The sequence below is a fragment of the Frankia sp. CgMI4 genome (genome assembly GCF_001756285.1).
GTDB lineage: Bacteria > Actinomycetota > Actinomycetes > Frankiales > Frankiaceae > Frankia > Frankia casuarinae.
This window is the reverse complement of record NZ_MAQZ01000064.1, coordinates 68336-89845: the sequence shown is the minus strand read 5'-3', so window position 1 is coordinate 89845 and position 21510 is coordinate 68336. Positions and strand designations below refer to the sequence as shown.

The following is a 21510-nucleotide window of genomic DNA, read 5'->3' as shown; positions in this document are numbered from 1 at the left end:
ACCGTCCAAGAACTACCGGTTCCCGACGAAACCGCAGGTCGCGATCCACTGCGTGCCCGCCGCGCGCCGCCTGGTCGCGCGCGCCGCCCCCACCTTGTCCGGGCAAAGAGAAACCCCGGCCTGGACCCAGGCCGGGGCGCTCGTGGTCTCGGAGGGGTCAGCCGGCGGTCGGCACCGCCGCGGTCTCGTCGACGACGGCGAACAGGCCACCCTCGACATCGCGCCAGTCGCTGACGGGGCGGACGTCGAGGGTCGCGAGCAGCTTGTCGGCGCCCTCGCTGGGGGCGGAGAGGTCCATTCCCGATGCGATGGCAGCGCTGGCCGCCATGCTCAGCCCGGCCTCAGCTCCCGCCGCTGGCCGCGCCACCTGACCGGCTGGCCTTCGCCGCCAGAACGGCAACCCGGCACAGGACACCGGACGGCTGCGTCTCGGGCGCGGCGATCCGTGCCGGACGCCGAGAGTGACCGCATGAGCCGGTCGGCGTAGGAGTCCCGGCATTGCGCGAACCAGCCGCTCATGCATGACTACCTGTGGCGATGGACGCAGACAGCCAGGCTCGATTCATAGGTCAAAGCTATCTAGCCGGGTCGGAGGCTATTTACTCTGCGTGGTGGACCATGTGCACCAGCATCCGAATCGACTGATCTTGGTTGTAGGCCCTGAAATCGCCATCCGGCCGGTCGGCACTCGGGCGCTGACCAGGGCCGATTCCCAGTGACCGTCCGACCGGCAACATCGACAACCGGTTCGAACGTGCGTTCCGCAGACCTGGTGGTTCCTGGCACTTCCGCCCGTCTGCTGACCGTCATTGCGGGGGTTGTGGTGCGGGCGAGCGACCAGACATGCGCTGAGCCCGGGCCACGTCGCTACGGAGCCGGTCTTGCCGTCTGATCGAGTGCAACGAGAAGGCGTGCGCCGAATGCCGGGGCGCCGTGGGCACGCAGGTAGGTAGCGATGTCGTAGGCGGTCAGCGTGGGGCCGGATCTGCCGGTCCGGGCGGCGATGGCACGAACGGCCTTGACGACGAGGTCCGGGTGGAGGTCGAGTTCGTCAAGGAAGAAGTCGTCGAGGGACTGGCGAGTCAGGGGCATGGGAAGCGCGGCGGGTGGAAAGTCCGTGAGGTTGTCGGTAACGATCACGTCGGCTCGGCCGGCCATGGCGGCGGCGACGACGTGCCGGTCGTCGGGGTCAGGGAGTTCGATGGTCGGCACGAGCCGTTCCCAGCCGGTCACGGGGGCGTCCGGGAAGGTGGTCTTCATCTGCCGGAAGAGGCGGGTGAGGTAGGCATCGGCTTCTTCTGGTGACACGCCACGCTTGGCGAGCAGCGTGCGCAGGGTCCGTTCGAGCTCGTCCAGGATCTCGCTCGACCAGAGCGGCCGGTAGGCACCGGTGCTGGCGATCTCAAGCAGCATGTCGCGCGCCCTGCTGGGCACGAGGACGCAGGTGTCGAGTAGCGCTGAGAACATCCCGGTCAGCCTTCGGTCTTCTTGCGTGCGGCTTTCAGTGCCGCCCGGGTCTCGTCGGGGCTGACGTCGTAGAGGCCGAGACGCTCGGTATCGGCGACCATGTCGGCGAAGGCGAGGTCGGCGGCGTGGCGTTGGCGTCGGCGGTACTCCAGGAGGTCGTCGAGGCGGACCTTGCGGTGGCGGCTGGGCTTCTCGAACGGGATGGCGCCGCTCTCCAGCAGCCGAACCAGGGTGGTGCGGGAGATACGGAGCAGGTCCGCGGCTTCCTGGGTGGACATCGTCAGATGGTGCGGCGCCACCGTGACGGCTAGGCCCGCCTTCATCGCCGCGGCGACCTGCAGAAGGACATTGAACATCGGCTCGGGAAGCTCGACGCTGTGCCCGTCCGGGCCGGTGAGCCGAGGTCGCGGGTCGGCGGTCTGCCGGCCGCGGTCGCGAAGCGCGGCCAGGAAGTCGATGATCTCACCGGTGTCCTCGCCTGGCAGGTACGTCTCGTCGTGGAGCGGTTCGGGTCGGGTGGGTGAGGTCATGAACGGCCTCCAGGACGATCGAGGCGATCGGGGCGATCGGCATGCTCGTTTCGCTCGATTCTACGCCGACCATGCGCTGGTAGCTATCCACCGACGGCCACCGCGCCCATCCCCAGCTCGAACGAGGCACCCCGACGTCCGCGCGCCGTCGGATCAGTGCTCCGGAACATTCAGGACCAGAGGCCAAGGAGGGCTGCGTAGTCGCGGCGGCGGTTCGGTTGAGTGAGGATTTCGACGCTGTCGGTAGCCTGGTCGATCGCGCCGGGGAGATGGCCAAGCGGGCCGTCGGGTTGGTGTCCGAGCCGGGTGAGGAGGGCCCGCAGCCCCGGATCGCTGATCGCGTCGGTCAGCACGCGGGTGAGGCGTTGCGCGCCGAGTACCTGGATGTTTCGGGAGTGAAAGCGTCGCGGCGCGGGGTCGACGGGCTCGGCCAGACCGAGCCGGTTGGTGGCGGTGGCGAGGTGACTGGCCGCGGCGCACAGCGCTGCTTCGCGGTCCCGCCACCGCGGCGCATCGAGCGCGCGGCCCAGGTGCTCGCCGACCTGGTCCGCGAGGGTCAACTGCCCGAACGCGGTCATCAGCCATTTGCTGTACGGGGCCCAGCGGCATTCGAGGAGAAAGYCGATCCGGACGAGGTCACGGGCCAGGCGGGCGGCGAGTATGCGCGAGCCGAGGTCGTCGCCCCGGCTGCCGGTGCGGCCGATGAACGGTTCTTCCTGGCTGACCCGCAGCCAGCCGGCTGCCAGGACGTAGCGCCAGACGTCGTCTGGGTACCAGGCCAGCGCCCGGCGCCGCGCGGTGAGCAGATCGAGCGGGTCGTGCAGGACCACACCGGCTGTGAGACTGGCCAGGATCTGGGTCGGGGCCAGCAGCCAGTCCGCCAGATCCATCCCGTCGGCCGGGTCGACGCCGAGCCGGTCGACGAAGAACACCCGCGCAGTGGTCACCTCCACCTGGTGATGTGGCCAGCCGTCGTATCGGTCCCCGTCGGGATAGACAACCGGGAAACCGTCGAACCGCGCTGGCAGCCTCTCCATGGCGATCTCGATCGGCGTGGTATCGAGACCTGGCGGGACAAACAGCTGCACGCGGGGGCCGAAATCGTGGTCCGTGGAGACCTCGTCGTCGAAGCCGAGTACCTCGGAACCCTCACCGAGCAACGCGGCAGCGTGGGGCACGCCAGGGATCAGCGGCCGAACTGCCTGTTCGTAGAACCGTCGGCAAAGATCGCGACCGGACACGGCTCTGATCGTAGGGGCGACGGTGGGCTCCGATCGTCACATGGCTGGTCCGAGACCGCGGCTGTGCTGGGTTGCCGATCCGACCGCCAGTCACGCCGCGAGAAGAACCACCGCTCTCCAGGGGAGGTTGACTCAGTGCGCGGCATCGCTGTCTGGATCGCTTTTCCGGTCAGATCGAAGGCGTGGGCGTGCGCTCGTACAGCAGCACGACGCGGTCTTCGACAGGTTCGAAGCCGAGCCGCTGATACACGCTGTTGCTGGTCGGATTGGCCAGATCGGTGAACAACAGGACCTCGCGCGCTCCCGCTTCCAGCGCGGTCTGGCTCACCGCCGCTGTCACCGCCCCGGCGTAGCCTCTTCGCCAGAAGCCCGGCGGGGTATATACCGGCCCGATGCGGATCATCCCGCCTACCGGCCGGGTAATTCCGGCCACCGACACCGGCGCACCGTCGACCTCCCACAGGGTGAAGCCGCCATAGCTGAGACGGTCATCGACCCGCCTCGGGGCGTTGCCGGCGGCCGCACCGGTCTCTTCTTGGAACGCCGTGACCCAGGCCACGAGCAGGTCCTTGTCGGTTGCCTCGGCCGCACGAGGACGACCTGCGGGCTTTGGCTGGGGCGCTGCGAGGTCTCCGAGCCGATACAAACGCTCCCGGCGATGAAGAGATGGCGCGGCAGCTGTCCCCTGGTGCCAGGACGAGGCAAATGCGCTGGCCACCTGCGCTGGCGCATTTACCCCGGACAGCGGCCTTCCGCGCGGCCAGGACGCGACCAGCGACTCGACTGCCCGCGGCGGAACGGTCGTCAGAAGGACGGGATTCGGTGGGGTATGCACGAATGCGCTCTCGATGGGTCCGCCAGCCTCCAGCCACCAACCGAACAGGGGAGCCGCATCCCCGAATGCCGCCATGCCACGCGCTTGGAGCGTCTCGGCGACGGTGACCAACACGGTGTTCTCGGCCAGCTGGGACATCAGAAACTCGCCCGCCACCGCGAGAAACTCCTCAATGCTTCCGGTCATGAACCAGGCCACGCCCCATGGTCCCTGCTGGTGCCACGTCTGCGCACCCGGTTTTTCGCGAGCCGTCGGGCCAGCGGCTCTGACGCGCTTGCGGCGGCATGGCTGCCGATAGTCGAGTGATCTTCAAGCGTTAAGGCGGATGTGGCGGAGCTGGACGGCGAGTTGGCGTCCCTGTCGCACGAGTCGCCCTGATGTGTCAGGGCTGAGCGTGAACCCCGTGTGGCTTGCGACGTCATCCGCCACGGCGGAGATCGACAGGGTGTCGGTGGGGAGATGACGAGCGAACTCGGGAGCCCGCAGGACGTCGAGGGCACGGTCGAGCTGGCGGGCGCTGAAACTGCGGGACGTCTCACCGCGTCGGTGGATGCGGCGGATCATCGTCGTGCGGTCGGCAAGCAGCGTGACGTGCTCGACGCGGTGCCCGGCGGCGCGGGCCGAGGCCGTCAGCTCGCCGAGCAGGCCGGGGTCGAGGATGGTCATCGGCGCGATCACCGGGTCCTCGGGCCCTTGGAGAGCAAGGTGGAGCATTTCGCTGACCGCCTGGCGCCACAGGGGGACGTCCCGGAAGTCCATGCGCCGGGGCTTCGGGAGCATCCGGCGCATCGCGAAGCCGAGGTGCTCGGGGTCACTGATGAAGCTTCCGGGCAGTCTGCGGTGCAGGTTGTGGGCGACCTGGGTCTTCCCGACGGCGTTCGGACCGTTGATCCAGATGAGGGTCGGCACCAGCCGAAGAATAGTCAGGCACGGGCAGACCAACATCGCCCGCCACACGCCACGACGGCCGCCCGCAGTTTGGCACAGCGAATGTGAACGGCCCGGGGGCTCGGCCAGCCTGTGTGGCTCTCATGTAGTGGCGGTCTCCGTGCACCGCGGCACGAGCAGGCCGCCGATCCCCAGGACGTCGTCGAGCAGCCGCCGCACACGCTCGACCTCGTCGGCGGTGCAGTCGATCAGTACCTTGACCTCCACGTCGCGCTTGCCCGGATCCGCCGTCACGAAGAATCCCACCACACCGGCGCCGGCGGCGCTGCCGCGGAAGACGTCCATACCGCCGCCGTCCGCGGCCACGGTGCCCTCCAAGTAGCCGTAGTCGACGGGGTACACGGCCCGCGGCACCCGCGGGTGCCTGCTGCCGGCCGGCGGTCCACCACCAGCCGCGAGGTGGCCACCAGTTCGTCGAGGTTGCCGAAGAAGTGTGCGCGGGAGGTGTCAGACATGATCTCCGCCGCCGAATCGAGGACGTCCACGAGAGAGGCCACAGACACGAAGCGGTCAGGGCCATGTACATTGTCCTGCCGGCTCACGGTCCCTGCCGGCTCACCCAATACGGCGGCGCCGGGGGTCCGGTCCGGGTCCGGGGCCACGACAATGGCGGACGGCATCTGGACGTGACTGTCCCCTTCATCCCTGTCCAGGCCCTCGGCGAACAGATTGCCCCGCACGTTCTTGGTGCTGACCCGGTCGCTGCCGGTGGCGACGACGGGTGTCGTCGCCGGAAGTCGCCGCTACGCAGTACCTCGACGAGGCGGACGCGGTTCGCACGGCGGCAAAGTGGTCGTCCAGCCGGGGCTCGAACCAGCGGCCGAGGTCCTGACCAGCACCGTTCCACAGAGCCGGACCTCAAAGTGATAGATCGCAAACCGCATTCGTCCAGGTCGGATGCATGATCAAAAAACTGGTGGACCATGTGTACCAGCATCCGAACCGATCGATCTTGGTTGCTGGCCCTGAAATCACTGTCCGGCCGGTCGCTACCCGGGCCCTGACCAGGGACGATGCCCAGTGACCGCGCCGACCGTAACATCATCTACCGAATCGAACAGGCGTTCCGTAGACCTGGCGGTTCCGGAGACTCCGGCCCGTCTGGTGACGGTCATCGTCGGGATCGTTGTCGGGTTGACGTTCCTGTTCGGCTTCGGCAATGTACTTGCCCTTGGCTTGCGTCTTGGCGTCCCGATCTGGGTGGCGCCGTTGGTTGCCCCGGCCGTGGATCTGTCGGTGGTCGCGCTTTTGCTCGGCACGCGGCACGTCGCCCTCCATGGCGGGCCCGTGGATGTGCTGCGAGCGGCACGGCGCATGCTCATCTTCGCTAGCACTGTAACGCTAGCGCTCAACATCGCGGAACCCCTGATCGCCGGGGACTACGGCAAAGCGGCATTTGATGCGGTTGGTCCGCTTTTGCTTATCGGATGGTCGGAAGTGGGCCCGGGACTACTTCAGGCCATGCGCCCAACCCCGTCTGATGGCCTGCCGGAAGGTGCACCCGCGGGCGGTGGCGCGCACGGTCTCGTGGCAGCCGAACCGCACGCGCAGCCAGAACGGCCTGCCACCACCGAGATGCGGCCGGCGCGAACGGGGCCGTCTCAGGTTGGTCGCAAGGCGCGCGATCAGGACCTGCTGCATCGGGCTCGGGCCGAGGACGTGCTGCACTGGCAGCAGTACCAGCGCCCGATCTCCGCGGAAACGCTGCGCAAGCGCCTTCATGTCGGTACTCCCACCGCGCGCAAACTGGTCGCGCAGCTACGCACCGACATCCACACCCAGATCGAAAGCATCTCCAGCCACCTCGACGGTATGCCCCAACCGGCCATGTGATCGACGGACAGGCGCCGATCCCGCGTTCACCGCGAGAGCATCGTGATCTCGGTGGGCGCGGGATCGCGGCCGAGGACAACGGGCCCACGACCGGCGCGGATCATCGCGGAAATCCACCGCGTCGGGTCCGCGGCAGACCAGGACAGGGCGGCGGTACGCCATCTCCAGTGTCGACTCCAGGACCCCGGCGCGCTGCTGGGCATTGTGTTGCTCGTTGTCGTGCTCGAAGGCGTCCTGGTGATTCTTGTGGGAGATTGGGCGCCCCCGATGGACTGGATTTGCGGCCCGTCTGGGGATGCAGGCGGCTCTCGGCGGGAGTCTGCTGTTTCTCGTCGCGTTGGTCAGCGCGACGACGAGGCTGATCATTTTCAGGCGTCGTCATCCTCGGTAGCGGTGGTGGGTCCGCTCACAGGGCGGCACACATATCGAGAGCCGCGACCGTCGGCCGGGAGGCCCGGTACTAACGATCGGGAGCGGCGGAACGAGCGGTACACGGCCCTGCTCGCTTTCTCGCCCCCCCTTGTGACTCCGGGCGGCTACCAGGTGAAGAAGTAGCTACACTTGGCTGATGGTGAGCCTGCCTGTGGTCCGCAACGAGGCTGGCTGACCGCGGAGCTGAACGGTAGAGCCGGCCGGCAGGACAGCGGCGATCTCCACCGACGGGTTGGCGCCGGTCTCGATGCGCAGGGCGCCGCCGTTGAACGTGATGCCGCCGTGAATGTTACCGGCTTGGATGAYCGACCCGTCGACGGTGCCGCCGCCGACGTAGTTGCGGACGCCGCGATTGCCGGGTACGGGTTCGAGCGCGACCCCGATGCGGATTTCCGTCCCGTTGTCGACGACCGAGGCTGTGTCGAGGTAGCGGTCGGTGTCCGTGGCCGTGGCTGCCGAGAGGGTGATCTGTGCGCGGTCGGCGTCGCCGTCACCGACGAGGGCGACGTTCGTGCCAGCCGCAGCCAAGAAGAGCCGGATCGGCCCTGCCTCGGTAGCGGTCACAGTCCGTTGATAAGCCGAGGTCACACCTGTGACGATACCGTTGACGGGCGATCCCCAGGAGTGGGATCGGTGGCTGGGTGCCGAATCCCCGGTCCTCGGGACGAGCTCGTATCCCGCCCGCGTGGCGGGATGCAAATTTGCGGAGCGGTCGATGTGACGCGGTGCCAGACTCGGGCCCATGACCGATGACCCGTTGTCCCGACTGCGACAGTCGGTCGGCGTGAGCCGGGAGTTCGGCCAGGTCTGCGAAGCGGTCGCGGGCGAGTACATCGATGCAGGCACCGAACCTCCGTTCGACATCCCGTCGGCGGACTTCGCCACCGATCCCTGGCTCGGCTGTGCCGACCGCTACTGGCGGCGCCGTTTCCTGGCGGAGCCGACCGTCGAGGTCGCGGCCCGCTGCGCCCGCTGGCTGATCGACCACTGCCAAGATCAAGCGGTCCGAACGGAGATCGTCGAGAAATGGGCGTTGGGCTACGCGTTCATCACCCGGGACACCGTCGAGCCCGYGGCGGACGTCACCACAGCCACAGGCAGGATCGTGCGCGACAGCGCCGGCTCCGCTGAGGTGGCCTATTTCGCCGCGCTTTACCACGCAGGGAAGCTCCGCGCCGATTTCTGGTTCGAGGCGTTGGACCGGTTCGTGTCGTCGTCCATGCTGGCGCGGGCGTCCGGCCCGCACCGCGACGGCCCGCTGTTCACCGCRCTGAGTGCGTTCGCCGCATGCGGTATGAGGGACACGTCGCGGGGGGTGGCGCTGGTAGAGGCCGCATGGACGGCCGAGCCGCGTAGCCGTGAGGTCACCGACATCTGCCTGCACGGGCTCGACGTCGCCGGCCCCTTCGAGGGCCAAGGTGAACTGCTGCGCCGCTACGCGACCGACACCGTGGCCGCGACTCCACAGGCGCACCTGTGGTGGTACCGGCGGGCCCGCGGCGAGCGTCGATGCCGCGACCTCGATGCCGCGTTGACCTCGATCGAGACGGCGCTGACCTGCCTGCCCGCGCAGGGGGCCCGCAACGCGCACGAACACCTCCAGGAGCGGTACCTACGCGAACGCGATCTGATCATGACGATGATGGAGGGGAGTCAGCGGTGGACAGCGCCCGGTCGGCGCCCGGCACCGCGGTGGGTGCTCCCGCTGGCCGCGGCCGGGGTTGCTGTCCCGATCGGGGGCGCGGTGACCGTGGGCCTGGCGGTGACCTCTGACCTGGGCGACGCGATCGGGCGAGGGGCACTGCTCACCGCGAGCCTCCTGGCGTCCGCGCTCGTCATCGCCGCGGTCCTGCGCGCCGCACGGCAGCTCGCGCCCTGACCATGCGACCCGCGGACGGAGCAGTAGGAACGTGCGGCAGGTCGGCACGGCGGATGGTCGGCTGCGGCCCGCAGGCGGGGCCGCCGGGTCGGGGGTCGCTGCATGGCGGGTGACGGAGCTGGCCGGGTGGGCACCGTGGCTGGCACCAGCGAGGGCGATGCTGGCTGGCGTGAGCGCGACGACGCGACACACAGGGCAGTACACGGCCAGTTCTTGGGACCGTGGACTCCGACGCCGACGGGTGCCGAGGAACCGGAGGCGGTGTGGTGCACCAGCCGTCTCGCCGACGATGTCTACTGGCAGGCCGGTGCGGTGCATGAGGCGTCCCACGCCGTGGTCGGGACCGCCGTCGGCCTGCCGCTCCTGCACGCGACCTTGGAGAGTGACAGGTCCGTCCGCATTGGCGGCGTCGTGTCGTTTACCGGGCCCGGCGACGCTCAGCTTTTCGCGGTCTGGCTCGCCGCGGGTGCCGTCGGGCAGTCACAGTGGCTGTGCGCCGCTGGCTACGGTCACCCTGAGCTGCACCGCTGTGTAAGGGCCATTGGGGGCGGCGCGGACCGGGCCGAGGCCGAGCGGCTCGCCGCGCAGGGATTCATCATTGATCTCCAGCGTGCTCACCTCGACGCGTCCCGGCTGCTCGGCGACCCGGGGCTCTGGGCGGCTGTGGGGCAGACGGCCCGGCTGCTGCTCACGCGACGACATCTGACGTCCGCGGACGTCGTCGCCGTCCTGGAGACTCACCGCATCACCACACAGCAGGTCTGGACACCGGATATCGGACCTGCGGACGGTTGACCTGCGTGCGCGGTCCCGCGGTTCGACCCTCCCAAGGCGACGAGCGCGCGGACCCGCATCGCCGCGTCCACTGACCCGGTGGGCTATCGGGGCTTGGCCGGGCCTGGGGTCCGTGCGGCTGCGGACTGCGCTCGCGGCGCGAACCCGGTCCGGGYCGACCTGCCCGAGGGGCTGCGGGCCGCGGCCGACTRCACCCGCGACGCCGCTTTGCCCGTCATCGGCGTCGACCGTGACGACCTCGCGCTGCTCGTCGTACTCCGTCCAGACCTGCTACCGCTGCTGCCCATCGTGCTCACCTCCGTGCCTGCCCCGGCGTCTCCGCGCCGACCGGGTGGGATGACGCCAACCAGCTGGCCGTCCGGCGGTCGTCTGGTTGATCCGGCCAGCATGACCACCGCCGCGGGAGCCACCGACCGTACCCAGGCTCGCCGGCAACGGGCCGTCGGCTGACAGGCCGAGAGCGGCCCGGTACTCGGCGTCGCGGACGTCACGGCGCCGCCGCGTCTTCTCGTCCCTCATCGGCATCACCCGTCCTGCTCACATCGGGACGCTCCTGTCCATGCTCGCGCGCCGACGGCGGGCGTGCGACAGCAGACATGATCAAATATTGGGACTTGTCGGCTGGTGAAAAGCGGGTGGCCGGCCCGTCATGCCGCTCACGGACCTTCCGCGACGCATCGTCGCGGACCCGCATGGAAGGGAAATCGTCACATGGCCCAGGTTCGGTTCGCGACGTACAACACCCTCGACCTCTTCGCGTCCGACAGTCCGGACGAGCGGGAGCGTTACCGGCGAGTTGTCGAGGTGATCCGCGGTCTGGACGCGGACGTGGTTGCGGTCCAAGAGATCATCGCCCCCGATGTCGAGGTCGCCGCGGGGCGGCTGCGGACCCTCGCCGACGACGCCGGGATGGAGTGCACCTACGAGCCGAACCGGCCCGCGATCGCCGCCGGCCGGCAGCGCTTCCACGTCGGCCTGCTATGGCGGCCGGGGCTGAGCGTGGTCCCGGGGTCGTTCCGCACATACGGGGCGGCGGACTTCTGGCACGCCCTCGCGAAGATCACAATCGAGATTGCCGGACGGCAGATACAGCACGCGAGCCACCACGCGACCCCGTTCGGCCGGCACATGCGGGCCGACCAGATGGAGCGGGTCGTGGCGGTGATGACCCGACCCGAGGGCAGCCCGCCCGKCCTGATCGGCGCGGACTGGAACTGCGTCGGCGCCGACCGGCGGCCGGACGGCTCCTACTACGACCCGGACCCGTATGCCGACAGCGACTGGTACGCGGATTTGATCTACCAGACGGTGTGGGGCTACGACGAGCGGGGCCGCCGGCGGCACCGGGCCGACCGGGAGCCGGGCGAGGTGCTGTACGCGGGCGGGCTCGCGGACGCCGCGGTCGTGCTGGATCGGCCGTGGGARGCCACCGTCGGGCACTGGCCCGGCAACACCTTCGGAGACCGGCGGATCGACGCGATCCGCGTAACCGCCGAGATCGCCCCGGCCCTGCGCGCGGTCGAGGTCACCCGGACCGAGCTCGCGCGCAGCGCCTCAGATCACCTGCCCGTCACAGTCACCTACGAGACCACGGCTCTCGGCGCGCAGGCGCAGCGCAGCAACCCGCAGCTTCCCTCGTGAGAGGAACCGACCGAGGGCAGGCGAGTGAGACCTGACGGTCTGCGAGGATGATCCCCCAATGGTGGTATGCGGGGGGCGGCGATGACGACTCGGTACCCGATGTGGCCGCCGGCGGTCGTCGAGGGGATCTGCGACGTCCTCGGCCGCACGGACCGGYCGGGACTCACCGGTAGAGAGATCGACCGGCTGCTCGGCATGCTCGGCATCGCCGATGTCCAGCCGGGCGCCAGCAAACGGGACCGGCTGTGGGCCGCGCTGATGAGCAAACAGCAAGCCAATCAGGCGARCAACTGCATCATCGGGTTAATCACCGAGGYGATGGCGCCCGGCCGCTACCTGGAGGACCCGGCCCGGTTCGAGGCTCTGCGCGATGGTCTGGCCGAACCTCTCGCTCTGGTCGGATGCCGGGTCAGCGACGAGGGCAAGGTGGCGCGGGCGCGGAGGGCGACCACCCTGGATGAGGTGGCCGCGTTGGCGGGACGGCTACGGACCGAGCTCACCCGCCGAGGTGTGCACCCGGAGGTCACCCGGTACTGCGAGGAGTAGATCCTTCGCAAGTCGCTGTTCCACGCCGTGTTCGAGGCCACGAAGGGACTCGCGGAACGGCTGCGGCAGCTCGGCGGTTCGCAGCTCGACGGCGCCGCCCTCGTCGACTACTGCTTCGCGGTCAAGACCGGTTCCCTGCGGATCAACGCCTTCCRCACTGAAACAGAGATCAGCGAGCACACGGGGTTCGCGAACCTGCTCAAAGGGGTGTTCGGCACGTTCCGTAACCCTCCGGCCCACACGCCACGGGCCACGGCGGGATGGACCATCACCGAGCCCGACGCCCTGGATCTGTTCTCGACGCTGTCGCTCCTGCACCGAYGCCTGGACAGCGCTACCACGGTGTCGCGGCCATGACCGAACCCGACGGGAGACCCATGGAGATCAACGACCGGCAGCTCGACGAAATCCTGGCCGACTTCTCCGCCCTCGGCCGGCCCACCTACCTCGATGATCCTGCCCTGGGCTTCGGGCACGCCGCCCTCGATCGAGACGACCTCGGCATCCCCCGGTTCAGCCCCGACCTGCCGCAAGTCCCGGTCGCCCTGATCGAACGCCACCAGGCGCTGTGGACCCACCCCGACAACCCGACGCCACGACAGGAGGTGTGGACCGAACTCGCGCTGGCACAGGGCATGCAGCGCATCGGCCCCCTCGGCGTGCACCGACTGCCCAACCTGGACGGATGGCTGCTCGGGGAATGGCCCCGCGACGGCGGTGGGCTCCAACTCCAACAGCCCGACGGCAACCTGTTCGTGTACGCGTTGTGCACTCTCCCCGCCGACTGGATCACCGCGGCCCGCCACTACGGCGAGGTTCTGGTGCTACACGGCCCACACCTGGGCCTGCGCATCCCCTCCGGCGATCCMGACGCCGAACAGCGGCGCGCAACCGAGCTGGCCACCGCGCGGGAGGACGGGCTGGTCACCGGCGGCCTCATCCTGTGGGGACGGACGCTCGCGCCCTGATCCATACCCGCGTGAGAGATCGCGGCCGGTGATCGGCACCGCCCGCCGCAGGATAGGCGGGGTTCGTCGTCCACTCACCCGTCCCGCAGCGTCCGTTCGCGGGGCTCGCGGTGGGAGCCGAGGAGTTGCGCTTCGAGGTCGGCGAGGCGTTTGTCCAGGAAACACCAGTCCGTTCGTGGCACGGTGGCGCAGGTTCGCGCGGTCCTCGACGTTCGCCCTGTCGACTCTGGCGACGCGATCCGTTCCGGTGGCCAAATCGCCACCGATCGGCAATCTCGGTGGCGACATCCCTAAGGAGAGTAGAGGTGCGTCACCGCGTGGGCGAATGCGGCCCGGGTGGCTGCGGGCACCCCGAGACGGTTCCAGTGGGCGTTGACGATGGTGGCCAGGACATCAACGAGTCCGCGGGTCAGCAGGTTGTTGTCGGCGGCGTCGGCGAGCCGTTCGCCTGCGTCGGCGCAGCCGTCCGTCCACGCTGCGGCGGACGCAAATGCCAGGTCGGAGGCTGGGTCGGTCAGGGATGCGAGCAGTTCCGCGCCGAGGCGGCGCGCGCCGGTCGGGTCGACGTTGGGATGGGTCGCGGCGAGGCGGGTGTAGACGTCGCCGCGGGCGGGCCAGGCGAGTCCGGCGGCGATCATCAGGGTGTCCAGGACGGCGACGGACAGCTCGCGGCGGCCGAGCGGCGGATCGGCCAGGCGGGCGTAGCCGAGGACGGCTCGGCTCTCAACGACGAAGAGATCCTGGGCGATGGCGGCGCCGGTAAGTCCGCCGAAGGGCTGCGGGTCCAGTTCGTAGGGCTCCGGAACRGTCGCGGCGACAGTTCCGGTTCGTCCCAGCCGACGGATCGCCTGGCCAGCGGCGGCGAGGTCGGGATTATGCAGGTAGATCCGCCAGGCACGAGGCTCCCGCCGAAACCACCACCCGACCGACCGACGACTCGCGCACAGCGTGTCGAGCACCGGGGCCACGATGGTCGACATCGTCGTCTCGGCCTGCGTCCGGTCGCCGAAGACGACGCGGACGGTGTACCAGCGGCCCGCGGATCGCGCCTCGACCGCCCTTTTGCCGCCTGCGTGGTAAGTCGCGAGGGCGGCTTGCAGATCCACGGCCGACAGACCGGTTCGGGCGGCGACCTCGGGGAGAGCCTCTCCGGCGAGGACGGCCCGCACCGCCTCCGCGACCTGGCCAGCAGGCGTCGTCGCCGGTTTCGCCGTTGTCATCTGTCATCCCCTGTGGGCACGCCTGGAACCGGACGCAGTTCGGATGGCCTACGGCTTGCGCGCGATGGCCGCGTAGCAGGACACCTCCGCGTCCGTTGGATCACCGGCGGTGTTGGGGGCGTCGGGGTGCCAGCGGTGTGCGACGACGACCCCGGGATCGACCAGATCAAGGCCCGTGAAGAATCGCTCGACCTCGGCTCGGCTGCGGGCCTGGGCAGGGATACCGCGGTCCCGGTAGATGGCAGCGGCCCGGTCCGCCTCGGCGGGCGCGAAGTCGGCGGTGGCGTGCGTGAGCGCCAGAAAGCTACCAGCGGGTAGTGCGTCCAGCAGCGTCTTCACGATGCCGTAGGGGTCGTGGTCGTCGAGCAGGAAGTGCAAGATCGCGATCAGTGACAGCCCGACCTGCCGGCTCAGGTCCACAGTGGCACGTACCTCCGCCGAGCCAAGGATCTTCTCCGGGTCCCGAAGGTCGGCATCGAGGTAGGCGGTGGCGCCTTCCGGACTGGTGGTCAGCAGGGCACGGGCATGCGCCAGGACGACGGGATCATTGTCCGCATAGACGACCCGGGTATCGGGGGCTACCGACTGCGCTATCTCATGCAGGTTCGGGCTGGTCGGGATGCCAGTGCCGATATCCAAAAACTGGCGTATCCCCGCCTCGGCGGCGAGGAACCGCGTCGCCCGCCGCAGAAAACCCCGGTTCTCATGGGCCACCGTCCACGCCTGGGGAAATGCTGCCAGCACCTGCTCGGCRGCTTCCCGGTCGGCGGGAAAATTGTCCTTACCGCCCAAATAGTAATCGTACATGCGCGCAGAGTTGGGTGCATCGGTGCGGAGATCCGTCGTCGCAGCTGTCTCCTTGGCCGCTGATTGAAAGTTCCAGCCGCCGACCGTGCTGTCCTCGTCCGTCACTGACGCCACTTCCGCTGTTCCCTAGTCTTTGGGCTTTTCTTGTGTCCATGCAAGGTTTCGACGATCCGCAGACGGTGGTGCGCTGCGTGGAGGTCCGCCTGCCCCACCGGACCTTGTCAACGGCGGGGCGGGCGACGGTGGACATGCCTGGCGCGGGTCACGCTTTGCCGAGGATGCGGTTGATCGTCGAGCCGCAGACAGGGCATGAGCCTCGGGCCATCCGCCGGCGGGACTCGCTGATCCGGACCTCGCCGGTGTAGTGGCGTTTCTCCTTGCATTTGAGGCAGTAACCCTCGTAGCTGGAGGTGCTGTCGGACACTCGGACTCCCTTCCGGGTCCGCCCCCGGTTGTGGTCGCCGGATTGGACGGGCTGGTTGATAACGCTCGTGACGGTGATGGATTTGGAAGCAAAGGACTGGCGCTGTTGCGAGCGTTGCGTTGTGTCACGCCTCGCTGTCGATGGCCGCGTGGCAGCCGACCATGGCGTCGGTAGTGGGCTGATCGTCGTGGGCTCGGTCGGGTGCCAGCGCTGGCACGGCTCGATGGCTGGCGGAACGCGGGCTAGCGTTTCAAGGAGCCGGGCGCGAGTCATTCCCCGAGGAGCGAAGAGGTGATTCGGGGTCGCGCGCCCTGCCTGACCTGCACCGAGACCGTCGGTGAGCCGCATCCTCTTCACACCGATTGGCGCKAAACGCTCCCGCGCGAGGGACGCATCCCGCGCGGTGCGGCGCGCCCACCGGCATGCCCGTGTCCTGAGACTCCGCGACGAGGCGCGGCGGCCTAGCCGCCCGAGACCGCCGACCTGCGAAGATCGAGATAGGCCACGTTGGTGCATGCTCTGGGCCTAGCGGCCACCGGGGAGAGCGCACGGTGCGTGCGCCAAATAAGAACGCTGAACAGCAATATTGTGTCGTGCGGGTCAGTGTTCGTCGGCGCGGCGACGAGGTTGATTGTTCTCGGGCGCTGTAGGAGTCCCCGGGAACCGCAGCCAGGCCGCTCGTCGGGCGGCGAGGACGGGGATCGTGCTGACGGTGACGTCGTCGAGATCCTGCCAGTAGAGGCCCTCCGGGCGGTGGGGTGGCCCGCAGGTGATGGTGCGGGTGGGGGTGACGATGAGGTCGACGCTGAAATCGTGGCGGGTTTCCGGGAGGTCGTCATCGACGACCTGAAGGTCATGGACCGTGGTGACGATGATGGTGGTGGACTGGATGAGCCCGGCTTCCTGGAGAAGCGCGAATTCGAGGTCGGAGTAGCCGGCGCCTTTCCCGAGCCGAACGCCGGCTCGGTTGACCGCGACGCTGCCGCACACGACGATGTCGACGGGGTCCATGTCGTCCACGCCGACCGGGTCGGCGATGGTGGCGGCGACGTGCCGGTCGGCGGCCTGCTCGGGAGGCAGGGGCAGCACGGCGGGGTCGAGACGGTAGAACGGCAGCGGCTCGGCCAGTCTGGGCACGGCCATGTAGACGGTCTTGCCGTCGCGCAGCGCGTGGGCGCGGACGGGTTGCTGCGCCCGATCGGGCACAGCCTTCACGACGTGCGCCGAGGTCCACGCGGGTAGGGCGGCCAGCCGCGTGGCGGCGACCTCGGCGCCGGTGAACGCGGGGATATACCCATGGACGCCCGGTGGCGCGGCCTGTTCGCCTTCCAGAAGGGCCCAGATCCGGTCGCGGACCTGCTGTTTGGCGTCGTGGACGTCGCGGTTCATGGGGTTGTAGGGACTGGGGGCGCCATGACATCGAGGAGACGGTCGCAGGCGTCGCGGACGGCCGGCACATGGCGCCAGGGCCCCAGTTCCCGGCTGATCGTGAACGCCATCGTGATACCGCCGCCGCCCCGCGTGYGGGTGACCACATCGAGGGCCTGGCTGAAAGCGTGCGCGGCCTCGTCGGGTTTGCCTTGGCGGATCTGGGCGAGCGCAAGGTTCCCCAGGACGATCGCGTCGGCCTTGGCCGGGTTGTGAAGGTGGGAGTAGGCGTGTCCCAGGAGCTCCTCGGCCGTCCTCGGCTGGCCGAGGAAGAGGTAGCAGGAGCCGGCCATGCGGGGGATGTGCCTGGGCGAGTACAGGTAGCTCGCCTCGTMCGCGGCGTCGGTCCTGCCCAGAAGGTGTTCGGCGTGGCCGAGCAGCTGTTCGCACTCGGCGGTGTCGCGTTGCATCGCGTACGCCTCGGCGGCGTGCAGGGCGGCCAGCCCGGCGAGGACGTCGCTGGAGCCTTCGGTCACCGCCATGCACCGGCGAGCGAGATCGAGCGCCGTCTGTGGGGCCCGCTCACCGTGCAGAGCGACGATCGTGGAGCGCAGCAGCGCGAGTCCTTCCGCGATCGGATTGCGCAGCTCCCGGCCTGCGGCGGCGGCCCGGTCCAGATAGGTGTGGGCCTGGCGGTGGTCGCGTCGCTGGGAGGCATCCCAGACAAGCTGGCCCATCAGGATCGCCGCCTCGGCTTCCGCGGTCAGCAGTTCCCGGCGCAGCCGCATCGTCGGTGTCTGGGAACGCAGATAGCTCACGAGAGTGAGCAGCTGGCCTGCCTCGGGCAGCAGCTCTGTCGGCGGCGTGCGGTCGTACTGGGCATCGAGGTCTTCGACCCGCTGGCGCAGGAGCGCGATCGTCACCAGATCCACGGATCGGGGCTGGTCGCGGACATGGCGGAGACGCTCCTCGACCGGCTCGTGCTGACCCACTGCCAGGACAGGCCAGGTCACAAGATCGAAGGCCGGGCCGCGAGCCGGTCGGTCCCGCGAACGGTCGGCTGCGGATCGGGCCAGGGGCGGCGTTCCGGCCAGGGCCCGACTTGGCGGCGCAGACGGGGCCGGGGCCGGCGCGGAGGCGCCCATGCTGGTAAGGAGAAGCYGATCTGAGGGGCTGAGATGGTCGTGGTCGTCGAGGTCGAGCAGGGTGTGAACATCGGTGCCGTAGACGCCGGCGAGCAGGGCCAGGGTCTGGGGCATGAGCCGGCGCACGCGTGACCGGGGGAAGTTCTCCAGCTCGCTCAGCTTCGGCTCGGTCATCGGTGCTTTGCCCGTGGGGTCGAGCCCGTGTTCGGCGGCGTAGGCGTTGATCCGGTCCGCGGCCTGTGTCAACGTCCAGCCGAACGCATGCCGATGCGCCGCCCGAGGGCGAAACCGGTAGCGGCGGGCGAACTCCGCGGCGATCTCCTGATGCGTCATCCCGCGATCCCGCATCCGACTGCGCAGGTCGTCCTGTTCGGCGCGCAGGCTGGCCTTGGGCCTGGACATCCGGGATATCCCCTCGCCGGCGACAGGCTCTCCCGGCGGAGAGCCCGCAAAAGCAATCAGTCCGTCTCACGGTAGCCGTACGGTCACGTCGCCCGCGGCGTGGCCTGGTCGGTGCCTGGCCGTCGCGCGTGGTCTCGCCGAGTTGGGCGACTGTCGCGGTGCACGTGAACCGGCAGCACGGGGCGTTCACCACCGCGGCCGGTTGCAGTCAGGCGCAGGGCGGGGCCGGCACGCTGCGTCGGCGCGCTCGGGCGGTGTGACCGCCGACACGATCCTGGTTACCGGACGATCACATCTCGCGTACCAGGAGGCGCCGCTGGCTCGAAGCAACGGCCGCCTCCATGAGAGTTTCTCCAGGTCAACAGGGGTTCGATTCGACGAACAGCTTCTTCGTCGCCGCAGGAATGACCGGCCGTCGCCGTCAGGACGATGGTGTAACGGTTCCCCTATGCCTACGGTCAGTGAGGGCCGCCCCCATGATGAGGATCGACTGCGCGACGCCCTGTAACCCCCGTCTCGGGGCCAGCCCCGGACCGGACGACAGACCGGGACGGCCGCGCCGATCGCCGAGGGGCGCCCTCGTCGGAGCAGGACGATCGTCGCGGGGGCGGTCCTGATGGAGCCGGAGACGTTCGCMCCAACGGCGCCCGAGGGCCCGAACGTGGCCAGGGTCTACGACTACTTCCTCGGCGGGGCACACAACTTCCCCGCCGATCGGGAAGCCGCGGCGCGGGTCATCGAGACGTGGCCGCAGATCCGAGACACCACCCGGGTCAACCGTCTGTTCCTCGGTGAAGCAGTCCRCTTTCTCGCCGGCGAGGTCGGCCTTCGCCAGTTCCTCGACATTGGCTCCGGCATGCCGACGATGGGCAACGTCCACGAGGTCGCCCAACAGGTCACGCCGGACGCCTGCGTCGCCTACGTGGACCACGACCCCGTCGCGGTCGCGCACAGCCAGATCCTGYTCGCGTCCAATCCAAAGGCGCTGGCGGTGGAAGCCGACTTGGCCCGGCCCGAGGAGATCCTGACCCACCCGGAGATCACCGGCCTGCTGGACCTGTCCCAGCCGGTCGGGCTCCTGCTCGTGGCGATCCTGCACTTCTTCCCCGACGACACCGACCCGCAACGGCTGGTCGCCTCTCTGCGCGACGCCCTTCCGGCGGGCAGTTACCTGGTCTTGACCCACGCCACCGGCGACGGGCAGGGCAGGGACGTCGCGGACGCGGCCGAGGTGTACCGGCGCACGACCGCGCCGTTCCAGCTGCGCGACCGGGACCAGGTGACGGGGTTCTTCGACGGCACCGAGCTGGTCGAGCCCGGCGTGGTCCTGCTCCCGGGCTGGGAGGACGACCGGCAGCGCCGGGCGACGACGGCCGCCGGACGGCTGCCGGTCTACGCCGGCGTCGGTCGTATCCGATGAGCCCGCCGCCGGGCTGCTCGACCTGCTGGCCTGCGGCCGACGTCCGCCGGCTGGTGGAGCACGCCGAGGGACGGATCGCCGCCGCGACCGCCGCGCTGTGGCCGCGGACCGAGACGACGTTCGGACCGACGCTCACGGCTGGCAGCGCGATCCTGCGCCAGGTGCACGTCGGTCCCGAGACGCTGTGCGCGACGCTGCGCCCCGCGGGCACACCGCTCACTGGCGTGGTGCTCGGCGACTGCGGCGACCTCGCCGCCGTGCTGAGCGACGAGGCGGGCGACGCGGACGCGACGGCCCAGGAGGACGCGACCGCCCGGGAAGCCGAACAGCTCACCGCCCTCGTCGCCTACAGCGGTCTGCGGGTCGCCGGCCCGATCGCCACGGTACGCGGGGTGATGTTCGCCCCGTGGGTGACCGGCGCCAGCCTGACCAGCAGGCTCCAGGACCGCCCGGCGGCCCTCACGCACCTGCTGACGACGCTCATGGACGACCTGGGTGAACTGCACCGCGACCCACCGGAGCAGCTGCGGCAGGTGGCCGCGCCGACGACCCTGCGAACGCACCCTCGGATTCTCGCCCAGGCATTGGCCCACTCGGTGAATCACCTTCATTCAGCTCCCGCGCAGCCAGCCGGGACCGGCGAGCTGGGCGCGCTGCTGGGAACCCTGTCCCTACGGCTCACGCGGCTGGCCGCCCAGCTCGATCCGTTGCTGGTCACCCGAACCGGGATCGCGTTCGGCGGGCTCACACCACGCCACGTGCTGTACCCGGAAACCTCGTCCCGCCCGGTGCTGGTGTCCCCTGACCTGGGGCCGGGGGGAGAGCCCGCGGACATCGGAACCCTGCTTGGCCACCTGCATCTGCTGGCCCTCGACAGCCCACCGACGGTGCGGTCGGACTTCGTCGAGGGTATCGAGGCGTACCTTGCTGGCCGGGTGGCCGCCCATGGCGCCGAGTGGAACGGCTGGCTGACCCTCGTGATGACGACCTGGGCGGCCACCGTCTACGACACGGTCGTCGCCGCCCTGACACTGCCCGCCGCGCTGCCCCTCGACCCGGCCATCGGCCAGCTGGCGGCTCGTCCGCTGCCGGCGCTGGCCGACGTCAAGACCCTCACCGGTGAGCTGCGCCGGCGAGGCGCTCTGCCCGCGCTGAACGCCACCCTGGCCGCGCTCGCCGGCCGCCCGGCGGACGACGACGACGTCGAGAGGGCCACGACGACCGCGCGGCGCTGAATGCACCGTCGCGGACCCCGCCCACGGAAGGCGAACCTTCATGGTCACGACGCTGCACCGCGCCCCGGTGAGCCGGTCACCGCACAACGAGGGTCACGACCCGCTCGATCGTGACTTCGAGCGGCTTCGAGGCGCCGCGGTCCGCCTGCTCGATACCCACGTCCGTCACGGCGCCGTCTGCGCGGGCTGCGGGCGGCCATGGCCGTGCGACCTGGTCCTGCTCGCAGACCAGAACCTGACGCTGGTCGCCGACACCGCCCCTGCCCGTGCCCCGGATTCCCCGCCCGACCGCCCGACCGCTCCCGCCGACACGGCCGGGGATCACGTGGTCTCTCCGGCCCAGCCTGTCGCGTCCAKGGCGGCTGGCAGTGRCC

24 protein-coding genes are annotated in these 21510 nt (G+C 69.6%); 10 read left to right on the top strand and 14 right to left on the bottom strand.

Annotated elements, in window-relative coordinates; all coding sequences use genetic code 11:
* Nucleotides 1-157 precede the first annotated feature (157 nt).
* The 7 genes from Manayef4_RS24945 to Manayef4_RS10680 form a co-directional block, all read right to left on the bottom strand.
* Nucleotides 158-328, bottom strand: a complete 171-nt coding sequence (locus Manayef4_RS24945; protein ID WP_023841971.1) for a hypothetical protein — start codon at nucleotides 326-328, stop codon at nucleotides 158-160.
* 539 nt (nucleotides 329-867) lie between these two features.
* Complete coding sequence (locus Manayef4_RS10705; protein WP_023841970.1) at nucleotides 868-1467, bottom strand: PIN domain-containing protein; 600 nt, start codon at nucleotides 1465-1467, stop codon at nucleotides 868-870.
* Between the two features lie 5 nt (nucleotides 1468-1472).
* Nucleotides 1473-1997 carry a helix-turn-helix domain-containing protein gene (locus tag Manayef4_RS10700; protein WP_011436292.1) on the bottom strand — a complete coding sequence of 175 codons (525 nt, stop codon included), beginning with the start codon at nucleotides 1995-1997 and terminating at the stop codon, nucleotides 1473-1475.
* Between the two features lie 170 nt (nucleotides 1998-2167).
* Nucleotides 2168-3238 carry a DUF4037 domain-containing protein gene (locus Manayef4_RS10695; RefSeq protein ID WP_070131474.1) on the bottom strand — a complete coding sequence of 357 codons (1071 nt, stop codon included), beginning with the start codon at nucleotides 3236-3238 and terminating at the stop codon, nucleotides 2168-2170.
* Between the two features lie 169 nt (nucleotides 3239-3407).
* On the bottom strand, nucleotides 3408-4271 hold the full coding sequence (locus Manayef4_RS10690; RefSeq protein ID WP_011436290.1) for a GNAT family N-acetyltransferase: 864 nt from the start codon (nucleotides 4269-4271) through the stop codon (nucleotides 3408-3410).
* A 111-nt stretch (nucleotides 4272-4382) separates the two neighbouring features.
* Complete coding sequence (locus Manayef4_RS10685; RefSeq protein ID WP_011436289.1) at nucleotides 4383-5018, bottom strand: ATP-binding protein; 636 nt, start codon at nucleotides 5016-5018, stop codon at nucleotides 4383-4385.
* 84 nt (nucleotides 5019-5102) lie between these two features.
* The gene (locus Manayef4_RS10680) at nucleotides 5103-5375 is read right to left on the bottom strand and encodes a hypothetical protein (RefSeq protein WP_023841967.1); all 273 of its coding nucleotides are present in this window, start codon (nucleotides 5373-5375) and stop codon (nucleotides 5103-5105) included.
* A 720-nt stretch (nucleotides 5376-6095) separates the two neighbouring features.
* Here Manayef4_RS10680 and Manayef4_RS10675 point away from each other — a divergent pair.
* Nucleotides 6096-6854, top strand: coding sequence for a hypothetical protein (locus Manayef4_RS10675; RefSeq protein ID WP_232235204.1), 759 nt, complete (start codon nucleotides 6096-6098; stop codon nucleotides 6852-6854).
* Between the two features lie 555 nt (nucleotides 6855-7409).
* Here the strand turns inward: Manayef4_RS10675 and Manayef4_RS10670 are convergent.
* Complete coding sequence (locus Manayef4_RS10670) at nucleotides 7410-7850, bottom strand: hypothetical protein (RefSeq protein WP_070131473.1); 441 nt, start codon at nucleotides 7848-7850, stop codon at nucleotides 7410-7412.
* A 178-nt stretch (nucleotides 7851-8028) separates the two neighbouring features.
* Here Manayef4_RS10670 and Manayef4_RS10665 point away from each other — a divergent pair, with 178 nt between their 5' ends.
* The 7 genes from Manayef4_RS10665 (at nucleotide 8029) to Manayef4_RS10640 (ending at nucleotide 13115) form a co-directional block, all read left to right on the top strand.
* Nucleotides 8029-9165 carry a hypothetical protein gene (locus tag Manayef4_RS10665; RefSeq protein WP_070131472.1) on the top strand — a complete coding sequence of 379 codons (1137 nt, stop codon included), beginning with the start codon at nucleotides 8029-8031 and terminating at the stop codon, nucleotides 9163-9165.
* Between the two features lie 102 nt (nucleotides 9166-9267).
* Nucleotides 9268-9960, top strand: coding sequence for a hypothetical protein (locus Manayef4_RS10660; RefSeq protein ID WP_011436283.1), 693 nt, complete (start codon nucleotides 9268-9270; stop codon nucleotides 9958-9960).
* 93 nt (nucleotides 9961-10053) lie between these two features.
* On the top strand, nucleotides 10054-10410 hold the full coding sequence (locus tag Manayef4_RS24940) for a hypothetical protein (protein WP_175443363.1): 357 nt from the start codon (nucleotides 10054-10056) through the stop codon (nucleotides 10408-10410).
* 261 nt (nucleotides 10411-10671) lie between these two features.
* Nucleotides 10672-11601 carry an endonuclease/exonuclease/phosphatase family protein gene (locus tag Manayef4_RS10650; RefSeq protein WP_070131470.1) on the top strand — a complete coding sequence of 310 codons (930 nt, stop codon included), beginning with the start codon at nucleotides 10672-10674 and terminating at the stop codon, nucleotides 11599-11601.
* Between the two features lie 81 nt (nucleotides 11602-11682).
* Nucleotides 11683-12147: a hypothetical protein gene (locus Manayef4_RS25365; RefSeq protein ID WP_217494106.1), complete on the top strand. Its 465-nt coding sequence runs from the start codon at nucleotides 11683-11685 to the stop codon at nucleotides 12145-12147.
* Complete coding sequence (locus Manayef4_RS25360; protein WP_349257438.1) at nucleotides 12148-12504, top strand: TIGR02391 family protein; 357 nt, start codon at nucleotides 12148-12150, stop codon at nucleotides 12502-12504.
* Between the two features lie 20 nt (nucleotides 12505-12524).
* The gene (locus Manayef4_RS10640) at nucleotides 12525-13115 is read left to right on the top strand and encodes a hypothetical protein (protein ID WP_011436278.1); all 591 of its coding nucleotides are present in this window, start codon (nucleotides 12525-12527) and stop codon (nucleotides 13113-13115) included.
* 290 nt (nucleotides 13116-13405) lie between these two features.
* On the opposite strand, the gene Manayef4_RS10635 is transcribed toward Manayef4_RS10640, so the two are convergent.
* From Manayef4_RS10635 to Manayef4_RS24930, 5 genes are all read right to left on the bottom strand, one after another.
* Nucleotides 13406-14335: a thiopeptide-type bacteriocin biosynthesis protein gene (locus Manayef4_RS10635; protein WP_011436277.1), complete on the bottom strand. Its 930-nt coding sequence runs from the start codon at nucleotides 14333-14335 to the stop codon at nucleotides 13406-13408.
* A 48-nt stretch (nucleotides 14336-14383) separates the two neighbouring features.
* Nucleotides 14384-15256 (bottom strand): SAM-dependent methyltransferase, encoded by an 873-nt coding sequence (locus Manayef4_RS10630; protein WP_011436276.1) that lies wholly within the window; start codon nucleotides 15254-15256, stop codon nucleotides 14384-14386.
* A gap of 148 nt (nucleotides 15257-15404) precedes the next feature.
* Nucleotides 15405-15566: a DUF5679 domain-containing protein gene (locus tag Manayef4_RS24935; RefSeq protein ID WP_162865199.1), complete on the bottom strand. Its 162-nt coding sequence runs from the start codon at nucleotides 15564-15566 to the stop codon at nucleotides 15405-15407.
* 600 nt (nucleotides 15567-16166) lie between these two features.
* Complete coding sequence (locus tag Manayef4_RS10620) at nucleotides 16167-16955, bottom strand: 5-formyltetrahydrofolate cyclo-ligase (protein WP_011436274.1); 789 nt, start codon at nucleotides 16953-16955, stop codon at nucleotides 16167-16169.
* A complete protein-coding gene (locus tag Manayef4_RS24930; RefSeq protein WP_175443362.1) occupies nucleotides 16952-18481 on the bottom strand; it encodes a tetratricopeptide repeat protein in 1530 nt (509 codons plus the stop codon). Before Manayef4_RS24930 ends, Manayef4_RS10620 begins: the two co-directional genes overlap by 4 nt.
* A 661-nt stretch (nucleotides 18482-19142) precedes the next feature.
* On the opposite strand from Manayef4_RS24930, the gene Manayef4_RS10610 reads away from it, so the two are divergent.
* Nucleotides 19143-19901: an SAM-dependent methyltransferase gene (locus Manayef4_RS10610; protein ID WP_254665574.1), complete on the top strand. Its 759-nt coding sequence runs from the start codon at nucleotides 19143-19145 to the stop codon at nucleotides 19899-19901.
* Nucleotides 19898-21136 carry a hypothetical protein gene (locus Manayef4_RS10605; RefSeq protein ID WP_011436271.1) on the top strand — a complete coding sequence of 413 codons (1239 nt, stop codon included), beginning with the start codon at nucleotides 19898-19900 and terminating at the stop codon, nucleotides 21134-21136. Before Manayef4_RS10610 ends, Manayef4_RS10605 begins: the two co-directional genes overlap by 4 nt.
* A 76-nt stretch (nucleotides 21137-21212) precedes the next feature.
* Here Manayef4_RS10605 and Manayef4_RS10600 read toward each other — a convergent pair whose 3' ends face one another.
* Nucleotides 21213-21461 (bottom strand): hypothetical protein, encoded by a 249-nt coding sequence (locus tag Manayef4_RS10600; RefSeq protein WP_011436270.1) that lies wholly within the window; start codon nucleotides 21459-21461, stop codon nucleotides 21213-21215.
* Between the last annotated feature and the right edge of the window lie 49 nt (nucleotides 21462-21510).